This window comes from Variovorax sp. Soil_C_17, from assembly GCF_057657265.1.
On the sequence record NZ_JBDGIT010000001.1, the window covers coordinates 1,520,964 to 1,538,921 of the forward strand.

Below are 17,958 nucleotides of genomic sequence, written 5' to 3' on the forward strand. Positions count from 1 at the left end.
CTTTCAAATATCCGATGCAATGTCCATGTTGATTCTTTCCCGCTCAACGACCAGCGGTCTTTTCATCACGTGCGTAAGAATTGCGCCTACGTATTCCCCCAGCAGTCCGATAAAGAACAACTGCACCGACGCAAAGAAGAACATGCCGATCAGAATTGGCGCAGTGCCGGCGGAGAACTCGTTCCAGAAGACGAGCTTCAGCACGAGATAGATCAGCGAGATGAGCAGGCTCAAGCCGGAAAGGACGAAGCCCGCCATGGTTGCAATTCGCAAGGGCACGCGCGAATGCGAGGTGATGCCCAGCATTGCGATGTCGTACAGCGTGTAGAAGTTGTTCTTCGTGATGCCTCGCTTGCGCCGAGGCTGGTTGTACGGGATCTGGACGGGCTCGAAGCCCACCTCCGAGATGAGGCCTCGAAGATAGGGGTAGGGATCGTCGATCCTGCGCAACTGCTCCAGCACCTGCCTGTCGTAGAGGCCGAATCCGGTGAAGTTCTGGATGAGCTTGACGTCCGCAATGCGCGTCACTGTCCGGTAGTACATCCGCCGTATCGCGAACATCAAGCTCGACTCGTCCGCACTCGGCTTGACGCCAATGACCAGCTTCGCTCCCTTGCGCCACTCGTCCAGGAAATTCCGGATGAGTTCCGGTGGATCCTGGAGGTCGCAGACGAGCAGGATGGCCGCATCGCCGCCTGCCTGCAGCAAGCCGTGGTATGGCGAGCGGATGTGCCCGAAATTGCGCGCGTTCAGGATCACCTTGACATGGGGATCGGCTGCGGCCATGACACGCAGCAGGTCCGGCGTGCGGTCGGACGAACAGTTGTCGATGAAGAGGTGTTCGTAGCTCACGCCTTCGATGGTCGCGAAGACCTCGCGGGTCTGCCGGTAGACCTCTTCGACATTGTCTTCCTCGTTGTAGCAAGGGGTGACGACGGTAATGTGCTTCATGAAACTTCAAAGACGAATCGGCGCTGGAGCACGAAGGCAAGAAGAGCCAATGGGAGAATGACCAAGGCGTTCGCGAGGTAGACATTGAGCCCGGTGCGCAGCAGAAGGGCTACCGAGCCGACGTTCACGAGATAGACCACGACGTAGACGGCGACGAAGCGGCCGAGGTGAGACAACGGAGCACCGCCGAAGACAAGCCGTCCTGTGCTCTGGAAGTTGAAGGCGACGCCCAGCACGGTCGCCAGGCCGATCGCGATCGGATACGGAACGCCGGCCCAGGTGAACCCGGCGAAGAGCCCGTAGCCTACGACGGTGTTCAATCCGCCGACGAGCAGGAAGCGAAAGAGCTGCGAACTCACCACTTCAGGAGGCCTTCCATCGGGCTGCGAAGGGAAGAACCCTTGCGCGGACCGAGGCGAGGTCCAGGCCATGCTCGCGAATCGCATGCGCGTAGCTGCCGCATGTCTCCGAGAAGCGCTCGCCGATGCCGACGCGCAGCACCGGCAGCGGGGCGGTCTCGGAGAGCATTTCCAGGACAGCGCCCCCCAGCCCTCCCGACGTCGAGTGCTCTTCGAGCGTTATGAGCGCCGTGGCGCTTCGGGCGAGCGCGTCGAGTTGCTGCGCATGGAGCGGCTTGAGCCACGGCGCGCTCCAGACGGAGGCGTCAAGCTCGTCCCCAAGGGCGCAAGCTGACTTGACCATGGACCCGGTGGCGATCAGCGCTACGGGATGTCGGCCGTTGCGGACCTGCAGGAGTTCGCCGCGCCGCAGCTGCGGCAAGGAGGCATGAACCTGCCCGACGTCGGCCTTGCCCATGCGGATGTACACCGGAGTTTCCTCGCGCAGCGCCATCCTCATGCAGGCGGTCAGCTCATGGGCGTCGCAGGGGGACATGATGTCGATGTGCGGCACGGCCCGCAGGCAGGCGATGTCCTCAAAACTCTGGTGGCTGGTGCCAAGGGTGCTGTAGACGAGGCCTGCTCCGTCGCCGGTGAAGATGACCGGAAGCTTCTCGTAGCAGACGTCGATCTTGATTTGTTCCAGCACGCGCACGGGAACGAAGGCACTCAAGCCGTAGACGATGGGCCGCAGCCCTGCCTTCGCCAAGCCGGCAGCGACACCGACCATGTTTTGTTCGGCGATGCCGGCATTGATGTACTGACCCGGGCATCGCTTGCGGAACTCGTCGAACAATGCGTAGCCGTGGTCTCCGGTCAAGAGAACCACGCGCTCGTCCTGTGTGGCGGCCTCGACGAGGGCGTTGGAAAATGCCGTTCTCATGGCGTTGTTCCTTCGAGTTCGCGCAGGGCCTGTGCATACAGGTCCGGGTTCAAGCGCGAGTAGTGCCAGGCGTTGACGTTCTCCATGTAGGAGACGCCCTTGCCCTTGACGGTCTTGGCCATCAGCGCCTTCGGGCGGCCGTTCTTCCTGGCCTCCAGGCCCTCGATTGCGGCGGAGATGGCATCGAGGTCGTGGCCGTCGACCTGCTGCGTGTCGAAGTCGAAAGCGGAGAACTTTGCGCAGAGGTCTCCGAGTTGCATCACCTCGTCGGTGGTCCCCATTGCCTGGAACCCGTTCGCATCGACGATGACCATCAGGTTGTCCAGCTTGGCATGGGCCGCGAACAGCATCGCCTCCCAGATCGGCCCTTCGTTCATCTCGCCGTCGCCAACGACGGCGTAGCACTTTTGCCCCGTCTTTTTGCGGGCTGCCGCGAGCGCCAGACCCACCCCGACAGAGAGCCCGTGGCCCAGCGTACCGGCGGTCACTTCGCAGCCCGGCACGTGCGCGTCGGAGAGGCCTTTGAGCCGCGATCCGTCATGAAAGTAGTTGTCGATGTCCTTGCGATCGAGCCAGCCCAACTCGTACAGGCAGGCGTACTGCGCCATCACGCCATGGCCTTTGCTCAGCACCAGGTAGTCGCGTGCCGGATCGTCGGGGTTCGTCTCGTCATAGCGCATATGGCGGCTATAGAGTCGCGAGAGCAACTCGACGATCGAGAAGGCACAACCCAGGTGGACAGCGTTGCCGGCGAACGCCATTTCGACGACCGTCTTCCGCAGTTTTGCGGGATGGAAGGAGGGTTTCATATTGAAGCCGTTGAAGTTGCGTCTGGCGCTTGCCGGCGCCATGCGAGAGTTCGTCGAATCGCTTCTTCGAGATCGACAGCGTTGGCCAATCCGAGCTCCGCGCGTGCGCGTCGCAGGTCGGGTATATAGCGATGGCCTGCAAGCCCCTGCGTGGGTAGGCCGGCGATGCGTGGGGGGATACCGGTGCCAGCAAGCCGTGTCACTTCCGACGCCAGACGGGCAATTGTGACCGCTCTGTCGCTTCCGATGTTGTAGACGCGGCCAGGCGTCCCGAGGACCAGGCAGCTCAAAAGCCAGCGCGCCATGTCGGCTGCGTACTGATAGGTGCGCATGGCTTCGCCGGTGCCCTGCACGACAATGCCTTGGCCGCTCGCTGCATCCTCGATGAACTGGGCAGCGGCCGCGCCGCTCGACGGAAGCAGGCAGGGGCCGATGAACGCGAAGCAGCGTGCGATCACCACGTCGAAAGGACGGTGCTGCAAGACAACCGTCTCGGCGAGGCGCTTGCCGCGCGTGTAGTCATTGACGATCTCTGCGTCATCCCAGCTCGCTTCCTCCGCCAACGGAGCGGCAGTGCGCTGAGCGCCATAGACCGCACCGGAGCTGATGTGCAGGAGTCGTCGCACCCGGCTGGACGCAGCGAACTCGCAAACGCGCCGCGCGCCCGCCAGGGCCAACTGGTCGAGTTTGCCGCCGCCGGACTGCGGCGCGACTGGGAGGGCGGCGTGGATCACCGAGGAGAACTCGCCAGTTGGAACCGAGAAGTCCTGCACGTCGCCGCAGACCAGCGTCACGGCCGACGAAAGCGCGAGATGCGGGCTGGTTCGGGCGAAGGCTTCGGGGTCGCGCGTCAGCACCGTCAACGTGATGCCAAGCCCCATCGCCCGCTCGGCATGCAACAGGCATTCGAGCAGCCATTTGCCCACGAAACCCGTGCCTCCGGTGATGAACAGCGACTGCTTGCGCAATCCGGTCCATACATCCGGAGAGGTCATGCGCAGGACCTCATCGAGATCCATTGCCGGCACGGGTGGAATGGGGTCAGTCAAATCGCAAACCGAGATAAGTTTCAATGCTCTCGATGGTGTGGTCGAGCATGTCTTCCGTGAGCCCAGGGTAGACGCCGACCCAGAACGTGTCGTTCATGATGCGGTCGGTATTCCTGAGCTCGCCGACCACGCGATAGTTGCGGCCGGCCATGTAAGGCTGGCGAACAAGGTTGCCGGCAAACAGCAGACGCGTCCCGACCTTCTGTTGGTCGAGATAGGTCAGCAAGTCGACGCGCCGGGTGTTGGCCGCTTCGCGCAGGGTGATCGGAAAGCCGAACCACGATGGTTCCGAGCCAACAGTGGCTTCCGGCAATTCCAGGAACTCTTCGGCCCCGCGCAGACGCTCCTTCAGATAGTCGAAATTCTTCTTGCGGGCAGCTATGAAGCCATCCAACCGATCAAGCTGGGCAAGCGCGCAGGCGGCTTGCATGTCGGTGATCTTCAGGTTGTAGCCGAGGTGTGAATAGGTGTACTTGTGGTCGTAGCCTTCGGGCAGATCGCCGAGCTTCCAGCAGAAGCGCTTGCCGCAAGTGTTGTCCTTGCCAGGCGGGCAATAGCAATCACGTCCCCAGTCTCGGATGGATTCGGCAACAAGACGAAGCTCATCGCTGTTGGTGAACACCGCGCCGCCCTCGCCCATCGTGATGTGGTGGGCCGGATAGAAGCTCAGGGTGCCGATGTCGCCGAAGGTGCCGACCAGTTGGCCCTCGTATCGGGACCCGAGCGCGTCACAGCAGTCCTCCACCAGCCAGAGCCCGTGTTTTTCGCAGGCCGCCTTGACCACCTTCAGGTTGTAGGGGTTGCCCAGCGTGTGGGCCAGCATGATGGCCTTGGTGCGTGGGCCGATGGCCGCTTCAAGCAGATCGGCGTCGATGTTGTAGGTCGGAATGTGAACGTCGACGAAGACCGGCACCGCGCCGCATTGAAGGATCGGATTGACGGTCGTCGGAAAGCCGGCCGCAACGCCGATGACTTCGTCGCCTGGTTTGATGGCGCGATCCCCGAGCTTGGGCGATGTCAGGGTCGAGAACGCCACCAGGTTCGCTGAAGAGCCGGAGTTGACCGTGATCAGGTGCTTCACCCCGATATAGGCGGCCAGGCGACTTTCGAACAAGGTATTGAAGCGGCCCGTGGTCAGCCAGGCGTCGAGCGAAGCATCGACCATCAATTGCATTTCGGGTGCGCCGACGACCTTGCCGGAGGGCGGGATCAGCGTTTCGCCCGGAACGAAGGGTTGCGGCTTGCCGGCCAGTTCGCCGTATTCGGCCACCAGCGCCAAGATCTTCTTGCGCAGTTCGTTCTTCTGAAATGAGACTTCAGTCATGAGTGGGGGTGCTTTCGTATTGCTCGATCTGTTCGAGGGTGAAGTCAGTCATGTCGCGGTCGGCTAGCCAGGCTTGTTGCCACTCGACGATCGCGCCAAGGCTTCGAGGCAAGTCCCAACGCGGAATCCAGCCGAGGGTTTGCCGAGCCTTGGAGCAGTCCAGCTTGAGCCAATTGGCCTCGTGAGGTTGATCCTTGCGCACCTCGGTGCGCCACTGCGCGTTGCCGCCCCACAGCGCCGTCAGCTTGTCGGCGATCCAGGACACGGGTCGCGTGTCTGAATCGTGGGGGCCGAAGTTCCAGGCCTGGGCCCATGGCGCGCCTTCGGTGTACAGCTTTTCCGCCAACATCATGTAGCCGTGCAGCGGTTCGAGCACGTGCTGCCAAGGACGCACGGCGGAGGGATTGCGAACTTCCGCGGCCCGATTTTCGCCGAAGGCGCGAAGCAGGTCGGGCACGAGCCGGTCGTCCGACCAGTCGCCCCCGCCGATGACGTTGCCGGCGCGGGCCGTGGCCAAGGCGACGCCATGCTCGACGTGCCGGGCTTCATTGAAGAAAGACGATCGATAGGAGGCTGCGACAAGTTCCGCGCAGCCCTTGCTGTTGCTGTATGGGTCGTAGCCGCCCATCGGCTCGTTCTCGCGGTAGCCCCATTGCCATTCACGATTCTCGTAACACTTGTCGCTCGTGACGACGACAACCGAGCGCACGGAGGGGCACGAACGAATAGCTTCGAGCAGGTTGACCGTCCCCATGACGTTGGTCGAATAGGTCTCGACCGGATCCGAATAGGAGCGGCGAACGAGCGGCTGGGCGGCGAGATGGAACACTATGTCCGGCGCGCACGCGTGCATGGCTTGGCGCACTGCATCGAGGTCGCGGATATCGCCGATGACGGAGTGGGCAGCTGCCGCTGGCGCCGTGAGCGCATGAAGGCTGGGTTGAGTCGAAGGGGCGAGTGCGTACCCTGTAACGGTGGCGCCTTGCTTAGCCAGCCACAGCGCCAGCCAACCGCCTTTGAACCCGGTGTGGCCCGTCAGGAAAACCCGTTTGCCGGACCAGAAAGAATCGCTGCGCATCACCAAACCTTCCAAGGCGCCTTGCCGCTCTGCCAGAGTTCTTCGAGGTAGGTTTTGTCGCGGAGCGTGTCCATCGGCTGCCAGAACCCCTCGTGTCGGTAGGCGCCGAGTTGCGCCTCCTCTGCCAGACGCTCCAGGGGATCCCTTTCCCAGACCGTGTGATCGTCCGTGATGTAGTCGATCACTGATGGTGATAGCACGAAGAAGCCCCCATTGATGAGGCCGCCGTCGCCCATGGGCTTTTCCTTGAACGCCATCACCTTGTCATCGCGCAAGTCCAGCGCGCCGAAGCGGCCGGGAGGCAATGTCGCCGTCAGGGTCGCCTTGAGTTTGCTGGCACGATGGAACGCCACGAGCTTCGTGATGTCGATGCTGCCCACCCCGTCGCCGTATGTGAAGCAAAAATCCTGTTCTTCCAGGAGATGCTCCGACACCCGCTTGAGGCGACCGCCCGTCATCGTTTCCTCCCCGGTATCGACGAGGGTCACCTTCCATGGCTCGGCGTAGCGCTGATGCACCCGCATCTGGTTGTGCTCCATGTCGAAGGTCACGTCGGACATGTGCAGGAAATAGTTGGCGAAGTACTCCTTGATGATGTACCCCTTGTAGCCGCAGCAGATGATGAAGTCGTGGATGCCGTGGGCGGAGTAGATCTTCATGATGTGCCAGAGCACGGGCTTGCCCCCGATTTCGATCATCGGTTTGGGCTTGAGATGGGTTTCCTCGGAGATCCGGGTTCCCAGGCCGCCGGCAAGAATGACTGCTTTCAAAATTTCTCCTTTGGCTGCGCTGAGTTTTGGGGGTGGGGGCGCGCACGAAGACGGGGACAACTGCGCCGATTCAGGCCGAGCCCGGGGGTCGAAACTGGGACGAAGGCTGCAGCTGGCGAGTGATTATCGCAAGTGTCGCAAGGCTCGCCGCCCTCGTGCCCGGCCCTGCCTCGTCCCGCTGTGGTGTCCACCGGCCTGATACCATTCTCGCCTTCCATCGAGGCCGAAGCGCTGCTCCACGGGGCAACATGCCGCGTACACGGGAGATCCGCTTATCGCAGACGGAGACTGTCCACAATTGAATACTCCACGGCCACAAGAGCAACTGAGCCTTTTTCGACGGGTGGGACGCAAGGGTCTACGCGGCATTCGGCCGCTGATCCTGCCGCTCCTCAACCGATTCCAAACGCGCCTCCAATCCGCCATCGACCAATCGGCACGACTGGATGCCATCGATCGAGGGCATTCTGCACGTCTCGATGCCATCGAGCGCGATTGCGTCGCGGTACTTGCTGCACTCAAGTCAGGGGAGGAACTCGCGGGCCAGAGGTTCGAAAGCCTTCGAGTCGCTATCGACGCACTGCGGAAGGACCAGGCGGAGACGGTGAGCACGATCGAAGCTGCGGCCGAACGCGTATCGCTCACATCGGCGGGAATTGCCGCAGGTCGCTCCGAGGATGCCGTCGCTGAGGCACGCCTGCTGTCGCGCATCGATGCTCTCCTTCAGCGCTCATCGCTTTCTCTCGGCAGCGAGGTGATGCTGCAGACCCCCGATGGCTTTCTCCTCGTGCCCGCCGAGGATCGGACCTTGCTGGCGGCCGTATGGGAGTCGGGTGGCCGCCTGGAGCCCGGGACCATCAAGGTCATGACGGCGCTGCTGCGCGAAGGCGACTATGTCGTCGATGTCGGGGCTCACATCGGGCTGACCGTACTCCCGGCTGCCAGGAAAGTCGGCCCTAAGGGCCATGTACTTGCCATCGAACCGGGTTCGCGAGTGGCCTCCTTATTGCGGCAGAGCATTGCGCTGAACTTCCTCGGCGACAGGGTGGTCGTGCAGCAGTGCGCTGCCGGGGATCAGCCTGGAATGGCGCGCCTTCATCTATCCGGCATTCTGGGTGAGTCGTCGCTGCTGAGCCTGCCGACATCGAAGGAGGCGGAGGACGTGGAAGTGAAGACCATCGATTCCCTCATCGAGCCGCAGCAGCCCGTGCGCCTCGTGAAGATAGATGCGGAGGGCTTCGAGCCGCACGTCTGGCGCGGGATGCGTCGGATCATTCGCGAGAGCCCCGAACTGTTGCTGTTGGTCGAATTCGGCCCTGTCCATCTTCAACGGGCGGGCATTTCGACCGAAGAATGGCTCGCTGAATTCAAGTCTTCCGGATTCACTGCGTATGAAATTCACGAGATGAGCGGTGTGGTAACCCCTTTGCGTCCCACCGACGCGCTCGGCTCGGTCGTTTCGCTCAATTTGCTCATGTCGCGGCAACCGCTCGAGATGTACCCGGAGCTCCAGGTCGGATGAAGAAGACACTGAATCGACGCATCGTCGTCGTAGGGGCGGGAGGTCACGCCAAGGTGGTGATCGAGTTGCTTCAGGCCTCCGGAAAATGGGATGTGGTTGGTCTGGTCGATCCGTCTCCCGCAGGAGACAAGGTGCTGGGTGTGCCGGTTCTGGGCGGCGACGAGGCATTGCCAGCGCTTTTGGCCGACGGCGTGTCGTCCGCGGTCATCGCGCTCGGAGGCAACCGATCTAGAGAGCGCCTGGGTCGGATGGTTCAGGCCATGGGCTTTGAACTTCCGGCCGCCGTGCATCCTTCAGCCCTGGTTTCGCCAAGCTCGCGACTTGGCGCTGGGGTCGTGGTGATGGCCCGTGCCGTGATCGGCACCGAAGCCTTCATCTCGGATATGGCCATTGTCAATACAGGGGCGGTGCTCGACCACGACAATTTTCTGGGTGTCGCCGGACATGTGGCGCCCGGTTGCGCGTTGGCCGGCAATGTGTCCGTGGGAGACCGGACGCTCGTCGGGGTCGGGAGTGCTGTCCGTCCCCAGATTCGCATAGGGGCAGACGTTGTGATCGGCGCAGGCTCGGCGGTTGTTTCCGACGTGCCGGACGGAGCAGTGGTCGGCGGCGTCCCGGCCCGCCCGCTGCGCAGGAAAGATTTGCAGTGAAGGTCGGCATCATCTCGACAGCGGTTCCGCTGGTGAAGGGGGGCGGCCGCTTCATCGTCGATTGGCTGCACGAAAAACTGGTGGAGCGAGGGCACCAGGCAGAGATCGTCTACATCCCCTATACCGACGAGATGGAGCACATACTCCCTCAAATGGCCGCGATTCGGATGATGAAGCTCGATGACTATTTCGATCGGGTAATCACGATTCGACCGCCGGCGCACGTCGTGCGCCATCCTCGCAAGGTCGTGTGGTTCATTCATCACATCCGCATGTTCTATGACCTGTGGCAGACGCAGTATTGTCCAGTGCCCGATGATGCTCGGGGGCGTGCGATGCGCGCGGCAGTCATGGATGCGGACAATGTTGCGCTCGATGAGGCCTATGCCGTCTTCACGAATTCGCGCGTCGTTGGCGATCGCCTGAGAGACTTCAACAAGGTCGACAGTCAGATTCTGTATCCACCAATCCTGCGGCCCGAGATTTTCCGCAGCGGAGAATACGGCGGCGAGATCGTGTCCGTTTGCCGCATGGAGCACCACAAGCGCCAGCACTTGATGGTGCAGGCGCTGGCGCATACCCGTTCGCCGGTGCGTCTTCGCCTTTGCGGCACTTCGATGAGTGCAGCGTACATCGGTGAGTTGGAGAGCGCCGCGCGGCGGCTCGGCGTCGAAGAGCGCGTCACCGTGGAGGCGCGTTGGATAACGGAGGAGGAGAAGGCGGCTCGACTCGAAAATGCTCTCGCGTCCGCCTATCTGCCTTTTGACGAAGACAGCTATGGGTATCCCACCATCGAGGCCGCGCACGCAAAGAGATGCACGATCACGGTCACCGATTCCGGCGGTGTGCCGGAATTCGTCACCGACGCCGTGACCGGTCTCGTCGCGGAGCCTACGCCGGAGGCCGTCGCCAATGCCTTCGATCGACTGTACGAAGATCGCGATTTGGCGCGCCGCTTGGGCCAAGCGGCGAGCGACCGCGTCTTCGAACTCGGCATCGACTGGGACACCGTCATTGCCAGGTTGCTCGCATGAAAGTGCTTGTGCTGAGCACGATGGTTCCTTTTGTCCACGGTGGTGCCGAGGAGTTGTTCTTCCATCTCGTTGACAGGCTCCAAGCGGCTGGCGTGGAGGCGGAGGGATTCCGGATTCCGTTCACCTGGAATCCTGCCGAGCGTCTGATCGACGAAATGCTCATCGCGAAGAGATTGCGGCTCTACAACGTCGATCGAGTCATCGCGTTGAAGTTTCCGGCGTATCTGGTGCCCTGGCACGACAAGGTTCTTTGGCTTCTTCATCAGTATCGCCAGGCTTATGACTTGCTCGATGCGGGTCAAAGCAACATTTCTTCCGATGCGCGCGGAGTTGAAATTGTTCGGGCAATTCGCACGGCCGACAACGCGGCCTTCGCCGAATCACGACGAATATTTGCCAACGCGCCGACAACCGCACGGCGCCTGGCGCACTACAACGGCGTCGCCAGCGAGGTATTGAGGCCGCCACTCAACGATCCGGAACTGTTTCCCGGCGGTGACAGCGACGGCTACGTATTGGCCACGGGACGCGTGAACTCGGGCAAGCGACAGCATTTGTTGATCCGTGCGCTTCGTTACGCGACCTCGACGCGATTGGTGATAGCGGGACCGCCAGACTCAGCCGAAGACGCGATGACCTTGAGGCGCCTTGCTGCAGAGGAGGGCGTTGGAGATCGCCTGGAACTCAGGCTTGGGTTTGTTCCCCGCCGCGAATTGGCCGAACTTGTGAACCGTGCGCTTGCCGTTGCTTATCTTCCATTCGATGAGGATTCATTGGGCTACTGCACGATGGAAGCCTTTCAGGCCGCCAAGCCGGTGCTGACTACGACTGACGCGGGCGGTGTCCTCGACATCGTGCGTCACGACGAGACCGGGCTGGTGTCCGCACCCGACCCTGAAGCCTTGGGCGCGGCACTCGCTGCGCTTTCAGGTGATCCGGCCCGCGCTGCCCGACTCGGTTGCGCAGGACGCGCGGCCATGAATGCAGAGGAGCTGACCTGGTCCGCCACGATCGAGAAGTTGGTCTCATGAGCCGCCTGAAGATCGCTTGGCTGACGCCCTGGAATGCCGAATCTGCAATTGCCAGATCGGCGTCGCAAGTGGCTTTCGAACTCCAACGACGCGGACATGAACTCACCATCTTCCGTACCGAGATTGGGGAAGCGTTGGATCTGCCCCCGCTGCCCGCAGCCTGCGGAGTCGAGGTGGCGGCACATTGGTCGGGGCACGATATTCGCCGTGAGTTCGATGTCTCAGTGGCGCAGATTGGCGATCATCTCGGTTTTCACGGTGCGCTCCTGCCCAAGCTGCGCGACCTGGACGCGGTGGGCATCTTCCACGATGCGTTCCTGGCAGATCTTGCTTATTGTTGGCTCGACGGAGACGAAGCGGCGCTGCGGGAGTTGACGACGCGAACCTACGGCGAGGACGCCTGGCCGAGCGGCGAGCCCTTTCTGCACGACTTGGCGAACGTTATGAAGCATCGGCCGATGCTCGAATGGCTGGCCTGCCAGACCCAGGCGGCTGTTGCGCATGCGGAGCACTACGCGCCGCGCCTGCGTCGGTCGTGTCCTGGTCCTGTCGCGGTCATCCCCCTGGCATTTGCATACCCCGACCTGCCGCCGATGCCCGCGGTTTGGAATCGGATCACGATCGCCACCGTGGGGCATGCCAATGCCAACAAGCGAATCGATCAGATCGTTATGGCCGTCGCTTCGTCCTATGAGTTGCGCTCGCGCTGCCGGATCAAGGTGATTGGCGCAATCGTCGAAACCGAGCGTACCCGGCTCGAGCGGCTTGCGAGGGCAATGGGCGTGGCGCCATTGGAATTCACCGGATGGGTGACGGACGACGATCTTCCCTTTCGGTTGCGCGATGTCGATGTCATATCGTGCCTTCGCAACCCAGTATTGGAGGGCGCCTCGGCTTCGCTGATTCTGGCCATGTGCTCCAAGCGGCCGACACTTGTAACGGACCACGGCTGCTATGCCGAGCTCCCGGACGATACCCTGCTGAAGTGTTCGCCGCATGACGAAGCCGTCGACGTGATGCGACATCTGGAGCGCCTGTTGCGCGATCCTTCCCATATCCAGATGCTCGGCGAGCGGGCCCATGCGCTTGCGGCCCGCCGTCATGCGCCCTCCGCTTACACCGATGCGCTCCTGCCTCTGCTACAAGAGACCGTCGAGCGGCGGCCCAGGATGGAAGCTTTGCGTGCTCTCAGGGGCACGCTCGCCAGCTTCGGTCTGGGGGAAGAAGACCCGGCCGGGGCGCGTGCTCAGGACGCGCTGACCCTGCTGCTCAAGCGACGAAGCACATCTCGCGATAATTCGCCATGACTACAAGACAAACCCTTCCGACGCAGAAAGAGGCCATGCGCACCATCCCCGTCTATGAGCCTGACCTTTCGGGAAACGAGCGCAAATATGTGCTCGAATGTGTAGACAGCAGTTGGATCTCGTCCATCGGAGCGTTTATCGGCAAGTTCGAAGCCGCTATAGCGTCGACGACCGGCGCGCCGCACGCGATCAGCGTATGCAATGGCACGGTCGCCCTGCACCTTGCGCTTCATTGTCTGGACATTGGCCCTGGTGACGAAGTGATCGTTCCGACGTTCACCTATATCGCATCGGTCAACACGATTGCACAGACGGGAGCGACACCGGTGTTTGCTGAGAGTCGCAGGGGTGACTGGCAGCTGGATGCTGCGGATGTAGAGCGCCGAATCACGCCAAGGACCAAGGCCATCATGCCCGTTCACCTGTTCGGTGGCGCCTGTGACATGGCGGCGTTGATGAAGGTCGCCGAACGGCACGGACTCAGGGTCATCGAAGACTGCGCTGAGTCGCTCGGAACAACCATCGCAGGCCAGCACGTCGGCACCTTCGGGGATGTCGGCACCTTCAGTTTCTTTGGTAACAAGACGGTGACCACCGGTGAGGGTGGCGCAGTGATCGCAAACGACGATGCGCTGGCTGCTCGGCTGCGCATGACCAAGGGGCAAGGTCAATCCCTGACGCGCCGGTATTGGCACGAGGTATTGGGCTTCAACTACAGGATGACGAACATTGCCGCTGCCATCGGTCTGGCGCAAATCGAGCGCCTCGAGCCTGTGTTGGCGCGCAAACGTAGCATCGCCACCGCATACAGGGAACGGCTTTCGCGTCTTCCCGTCACCTTTCAGGTGGCGAACCGCGATGTCATCGGTTCCGATTGGCTGGTCAGCCTGCTTCTGCCGCCGGGCACAGACAGAGATCGTCTCATGCAGGACATGAGCGAAGCCGCCGTCGATACGCGGCCCGTGTTTTACTGTGCGCACACCATGCCGATGTACCGGAGCGATGAGAAGTTTCCGATCGCGCAGGACATTGCTGCACGGGGCCTATCCGTTCCCAGCTATCCCACGATGACGGATGATGACGTGGCGCGGGTTTGTGAGGCACTCCAAGGCGCGCTCCAGCGACAAGAAAAAACCACTCGCGAGAGCCGACCCGAGCGGAAGACGGCGGCAATGGGCGGTTAGGCTCGTCCCATAGATGGGGTGCTCGGGCGCGCATGGCGAACTTGACGGAGCCGCTTGCGCGGCCCCATCGCTGCGTCCGCGGGAGCGGTCAGAATGAGCGCCCCTCGGCGTTCCGACGCAGATCCGCCTCCACCATCATCGTGCACAACTGCTCCAACGTCGTCGTCGGCTCCCACCCGAGCTTCTCCTTGGCCCGCGCCGGGTTGCCGATCAGCAGATCCACTTCCGCCGGCCTGTAGAACTTCGGGTTCACGCGCACCAGTGTCTTGCCCGTCTTCACGTCGACGCCAATCTCGTTCTGTTCCGTGCCTTCGAAGCGCAGCTCGTAGCCGGCTGCCTTGAAGGCCATGTCGACAAATTCCCGGACCGTCTCTGTCCGGTTGGTGGCCAGCACGAAGCTGTCCGGCTCCTTGGCCTGCAGCATCATCCACATGCCCTCGACGTATTCCTTGGCGAAGCCCCAGTCTCGCTTGGCGCCCAGATTGCCCAGCTCCAGCATTTCCGCCTTGCCCAGCTTAATCTTGGCCACGCCGTCCGTGATCTTGCGCGTCACGAACTCGCGCCCGCGCAGCGGGCTTTCGTGGTTGAAGAGGATGCCGCTGCAACCGAAGATGTCGTAGCTCTCGCGGTAGTTGATGGTCATCCAGTGGGCGAACAGCTTTGCCACGCCATAGGGGCTGCGGGGATAGAAGGGGGTGTCCTCCACCTGCGGAATGGCCTGCACCTTGCCAAACATCTCGGAGGTGGACGCCTGGTAGAAGCGGATCTTCGGATTGGTAAGGCGAATCGCTTCGAGGAGATGCAATGCGCCCATGGCGGTGATCTGCGCCGTGGCGTCGGGCTGGTTGAAGCTCACGCCCACGAAGCTCTGTGCTGCCAGGTTGTAGACCTCGTCGGGGGCTGCTTCCTTGATGAGGGTCAGCGAGCTGCCGAGGTCCGTGAGGTCGTACTCGACGAGGTGCAGGTCGGGGTTGTCTTGAATGCCGAGCTCCTCGATGCGCCAGAAGTTGACGGAGCTGGTGCGGCGGTATGTGCCGTAGACGACATAGCCCTTGTTCAGCAAGAGTTCGGCGAGATAGGCGCCATCCTGGCCAGTGATGCCCGTGACTACAGCACGTTTCTTCATGGGGTCCTTCCGATAAGTACAGGCGCGCCATCCGCATGGCGCTGAACCTGGGGATTTTGCCCTAAAGCCCGCGGCGGCTTTTCGCGGGCAGATGCTTGAGAATCGACCCTCTCGCTTGCCCCCGTAAAATCGGAAGCTGGCGGCGAGCTTGAGGCGTGCTCTGCATGCGGGAGAAACAAGCCATGGCAAGACCTAGAAGAAGCGAGGCGCCGGCGTGCAAACGCAGAGGCGAACGCCCACTTTCAGAGAGAGGGCAGATACATTTTCTCCGATGTTTTTTCGTTTCGGTTCGTGGCCAGGCCCGAATCGTGCTCCGCCTTGTGTCCCAATGGCGTGCCTTGCAGGTGGGAGCAGCGTGCCGCGGGCCGATGTCGCGTACCCGCCCCCCGCACGTTTGCCTGTATCTATTGAATGATGAGTGAAATGAAACCGCGCCTGGCGCTGGATATGTATGTACTGGCGCAGGGCGTGAAGACCGGCGTCTATCGCGTCTGCGACGAGCTCTATGGGAGGCTGGCGGTTTCTTCGCGGTTCAGCCCGCGCCTGTTCGTGCGGCCGGGCGACGAGCTCAGGACCAGTGAGTACGTTGCAGCGAGGCGCCTGCCCGGCAAGCTGCACGACAGCCCGATCGCGCCTTCTGGCGACGCCGACATCCTTCTTTCCCCGTTCGGCGTTGCGCCAAGCGCTTGGCTGGACGACGAGAACGTTCTTCAGGCGCACATCATCTACGACCTGATAGCGATCCATCGGCCCGAGTACTTCAGCCTGGAAGCGTCGACGGAAGTGCGCAACATCGTCGCCAGCCTCGATGAGCGCACGGTGATCTTCGCGATCTCCGAGTACACCCGGAAGGAGCTGCTGGCCTATCGCCCCGACCTGAGCCCCGCACAGGTGACCGTGATCCCGCTGGCCGCGGGCGAGCGCTTCAAGCCTTGCACCGACGCCGGCGAGCGAGCAAGGGCGCGGGCAAAGTACGGTGTCCCCGCGGGCGTGCCGTACGTCCTGAGCCTGGCGACGCTGGAGATTCGCAAGAACCTGGACCAGGTGGTCAACGCCTTCGTTCGATACATGGAGGAGCACGGCGGGAGCGATATGCGCCTGGTGCTCGCCGGCATGTCCGGATGGAAGCTCGAGAAGCTGGACGAGGCGCTTGCGGCCGCCGGCCCGTGGCGCGATCGCATCGTCCTGACCGGCTTCGTGGACGACGACGACCTGTCGGCGCTCTACAGCGACGCGCTTTGCTTCGTCTACCTGTCGCGCTACGAAGGATTCGGCCTACCTCCTTTGGAGGCAATGGCCTGCGGCACACCGGTGATCTGCGCGGACAATTCATCGCTTCCGGAGGTAGTAGGGGACGCTGGCTTCATGCTGGATGCCGACGACGTCCAGGGCGTTGCGAACGCTATTCACGAGATCGCCACCTCCGACAGCTTCAGGAAAGAGCTTTCTACCAAGGGCCTCCAAAGGGCCTCCCTCTTCGACTGGAACCGCTGCGCCGAGATCGTGATGGATACGCTGGCCGCTGCATACGAACGGCATGCCGCCAGGCCCGCGCATCAAAGGCGCCGGCCTGCGGTGCTGCCCGCAACGCCGGAAGGGCTGGAAGCCATCAACGTGGACAGCCTGACCGAGGCCAGCTTCCTCGGATATCGAAATGGCAGCCTGGGGCCATCCTTTGTTGCGCATGGCGCCCCGTTGTCGAGCCGCGTCGACGCCGCTTGGCCCCTCTGGGCAGATCATCTGCCCAACAAGGGGGTGGAGAATCGCGTCGAAGGCGGGCTGCGGACCCTGGGCCAGTTGAAGTCGGGCCGTCCCGATTGGCCCTTGATCAGCTATGTCACCGTGGTGCGCAACAACACTGCCACGTTGGCGCGGACCATCGAGAGCGTCCAGAAGCAGACCTACGGCAATGTCGAGCACATCGTGCTGGACGGCGCCTCGACGGATGGCACGCTCGAGCTCATCCAGCAGTACGGCGACCGGCTCGACTACTACGTGTCCGAGCCCGATGCCGGCCTGTACGACGCGATCAACAAGGCGGTGCCGCTGGCGCGTGGACAGTTGATCTGCATCCTGAACTCGGACGACTGGCTGGAGCCGCATGCGGCCGAGATCGCTGCCTATCGCATGCGCGACCTGTGCGATGACCCGGCGCTGCTGCTGACGACCGCGCTGGTGCGCGATAGCGCGGTCATCCACGAATGGCATCCCGCCTTCGTGCACCCAGGGAGCTATTTCACCTGCGCGAATGATTGTCACAACGGCATCTACGCTACGCGCGCGGCCTATGAGCGCTCCGGGCCCTACGACATCGCATACAAGATCGCTGCCGATTTCAAGTGGATCATGACCTGCCTGGAGTCGGGTGCTCGCTTCGTCTATACCCGCGAGCCCACCGTCAACTACTCGCTGGGCGGGACTTCGGGCGACGTGCGCAAGCACAGCATCGAATGCATGCGCGTGGTCAGCGATCGCTTCGATTTCCTGTCCCCGATCGAAGTCAGCGGGCTCTATCACAGCTTCTTCGTGCTGGCGGGCTCGTTCGCCGCAGAGCAGGGTGGCCGCCCGAGCAACCACACGCTGTTCCTGCGAAGAGTCTTTGCGGCTCATGAGGGCAAGCCCGATTTCTTGAGTGCTCTGGGCTGGGCCTCGATGGCGACCCTCGAGCACCCGGTCGACGTGGCCGTTGCTCCTGAGCCAGCGGCTGCAGTCGGTGCTGTGCCGCCGCCGGTGCCCACTTTCAAGCGTTCTGTCAAGGAACTGGCAAAGAGCCTTCTCTACAAGCACCCCGGTCTCTACGGCGCCGCCGCGCGCGGGTACCGGCGGCTTCGAGGGTAATCGA

The 17,958-nt window shown here is 62.3% G+C and carries 16 protein-coding genes; 7 read left to right on the plus strand and 9 right to left on the minus strand.

What is annotated here, in order from left to right:
* Window positions 1-3: 3 nt before the first annotated feature.
* The 8 genes from AC3A6Y_RS07380 to rfbF are packed head-to-tail and all read right to left on the minus strand — an operon-like array spanning window position 4 to window position 7,262.
* On the minus strand, window positions 4-951 hold the full coding sequence (locus AC3A6Y_RS07380) for a glycosyltransferase family 2 protein (RefSeq protein WP_487867537.1): 948 nt from the start codon (window positions 949-951) through the stop codon (window positions 4-6).
* Complete coding sequence (locus AC3A6Y_RS07385) at window positions 948-1,310, minus strand: GtrA family protein (RefSeq protein ID WP_487867538.1); 363 nt, start codon at window positions 1,308-1,310, stop codon at window positions 948-950. Before AC3A6Y_RS07385 ends, AC3A6Y_RS07380 begins: the two co-directional genes overlap by 4 nt.
* 4 nt (window positions 1,311-1,314) lie before the next feature.
* Window positions 1,315-2,232, minus strand: a complete 918-nt coding sequence (locus AC3A6Y_RS07390; RefSeq protein ID WP_487867539.1) for a transketolase family protein — start codon at window positions 2,230-2,232, stop codon at window positions 1,315-1,317.
* A complete protein-coding gene (locus AC3A6Y_RS07395; RefSeq protein ID WP_487867540.1) occupies window positions 2,229-3,083 on the minus strand; it encodes a transketolase in 855 nt (284 codons plus the stop codon). Before AC3A6Y_RS07395 ends, AC3A6Y_RS07390 begins: the two co-directional genes overlap by 4 nt.
* Window positions 3,038-4,060 (minus strand): NAD-dependent epimerase/dehydratase family protein, encoded by a 1,023-nt coding sequence (locus AC3A6Y_RS07400; RefSeq protein WP_487867541.1) that lies wholly within the window; start codon window positions 4,058-4,060, stop codon window positions 3,038-3,040. Before AC3A6Y_RS07400 ends, AC3A6Y_RS07395 begins: the two co-directional genes overlap by 46 nt.
* 22 nt (window positions 4,061-4,082) lie before the next feature.
* Window positions 4,083-5,414, minus strand: a complete 1,332-nt coding sequence (rfbH, locus tag AC3A6Y_RS07405; RefSeq protein ID WP_487867542.1) for a lipopolysaccharide biosynthesis protein RfbH — start codon at window positions 5,412-5,414, stop codon at window positions 4,083-4,085.
* Window positions 5,407-6,492 carry a CDP-glucose 4,6-dehydratase gene (gene rfbG, locus AC3A6Y_RS07410; RefSeq protein WP_487867543.1) on the minus strand — a complete coding sequence of 362 codons (1,086 nt, stop codon included), beginning with the start codon at window positions 6,490-6,492 and terminating at the stop codon, window positions 5,407-5,409. The genes rfbH and rfbG overlap by 8 nt, the downstream gene beginning before the upstream one ends.
* The gene (gene rfbF, locus AC3A6Y_RS07415; protein ID WP_487867544.1) at window positions 6,492-7,262 is read right to left on the minus strand and encodes a glucose-1-phosphate cytidylyltransferase; all 771 of its coding nucleotides are present in this window, start codon (window positions 7,260-7,262) and stop codon (window positions 6,492-6,494) included. The genes rfbG and rfbF overlap by 1 nt, the downstream gene beginning before the upstream one ends.
* A 298-nt stretch (window positions 7,263-7,560) precedes the next feature.
* On the opposite strand from rfbF, the gene AC3A6Y_RS07420 reads away from it, so the two are divergent.
* Genes AC3A6Y_RS07420 through AC3A6Y_RS07445 form a run of 6 tightly spaced genes read left to right on the plus strand, consistent with a single transcriptional unit; the run spans window position 7,561 to window position 13,990 of the window.
* On the plus strand, window positions 7,561-8,784 hold the full coding sequence (locus AC3A6Y_RS07420; protein ID WP_487867545.1) for an FkbM family methyltransferase: 1,224 nt from the start codon (window positions 7,561-7,563) through the stop codon (window positions 8,782-8,784).
* Window positions 8,781-9,434 carry an acetyltransferase gene (locus AC3A6Y_RS07425; RefSeq protein WP_487867546.1) on the plus strand — a complete coding sequence of 218 codons (654 nt, stop codon included), beginning with the start codon at window positions 8,781-8,783 and terminating at the stop codon, window positions 9,432-9,434. Before AC3A6Y_RS07420 ends, AC3A6Y_RS07425 begins: the two co-directional genes overlap by 4 nt.
* Complete coding sequence (locus AC3A6Y_RS07430) at window positions 9,431-10,468, plus strand: glycosyltransferase family 4 protein (RefSeq protein ID WP_487867547.1); 1,038 nt, start codon at window positions 9,431-9,433, stop codon at window positions 10,466-10,468. Before AC3A6Y_RS07425 ends, AC3A6Y_RS07430 begins: the two co-directional genes overlap by 4 nt.
* Entirely contained in the window at window positions 10,465-11,499 is a 1,035-nt protein-coding gene (locus AC3A6Y_RS07435; protein ID WP_487867548.1) for a glycosyltransferase family 4 protein, read from the plus strand. The genes AC3A6Y_RS07430 and AC3A6Y_RS07435 overlap by 4 nt, the downstream gene beginning before the upstream one ends.
* A complete protein-coding gene (locus AC3A6Y_RS07440; protein ID WP_487867549.1) occupies window positions 11,496-12,806 on the plus strand; it encodes a glycosyltransferase in 1,311 nt (436 codons plus the stop codon). Before AC3A6Y_RS07435 ends, AC3A6Y_RS07440 begins: the two co-directional genes overlap by 4 nt.
* A gap of 35 nt (window positions 12,807-12,841) precedes the next feature.
* Window positions 12,842-13,990, plus strand: a complete 1,149-nt coding sequence (locus AC3A6Y_RS07445; RefSeq protein ID WP_487867550.1) for a DegT/DnrJ/EryC1/StrS family aminotransferase — start codon at window positions 12,842-12,844, stop codon at window positions 13,988-13,990.
* A gap of 88 nt (window positions 13,991-14,078) precedes the next feature.
* On the opposite strand, the gene gmd is transcribed toward AC3A6Y_RS07445, so the two are convergent.
* Window positions 14,079-15,116: a GDP-mannose 4,6-dehydratase gene (gene gmd, locus AC3A6Y_RS07450; RefSeq protein ID WP_487867551.1), complete on the minus strand. Its 1,038-nt coding sequence runs from the start codon at window positions 15,114-15,116 to the stop codon at window positions 14,079-14,081.
* Between the two features lie 423 nt (window positions 15,117-15,539).
* On the opposite strand from gmd, the gene AC3A6Y_RS07455 reads away from it, so the two are divergent.
* The gene (locus AC3A6Y_RS07455; RefSeq protein ID WP_487867552.1) at window positions 15,540-17,954 is read left to right on the plus strand and encodes a glycosyltransferase; all 2,415 of its coding nucleotides are present in this window, start codon (window positions 15,540-15,542) and stop codon (window positions 17,952-17,954) included.
* Window positions 17,955-17,958 lie beyond the last annotated feature (4 nt).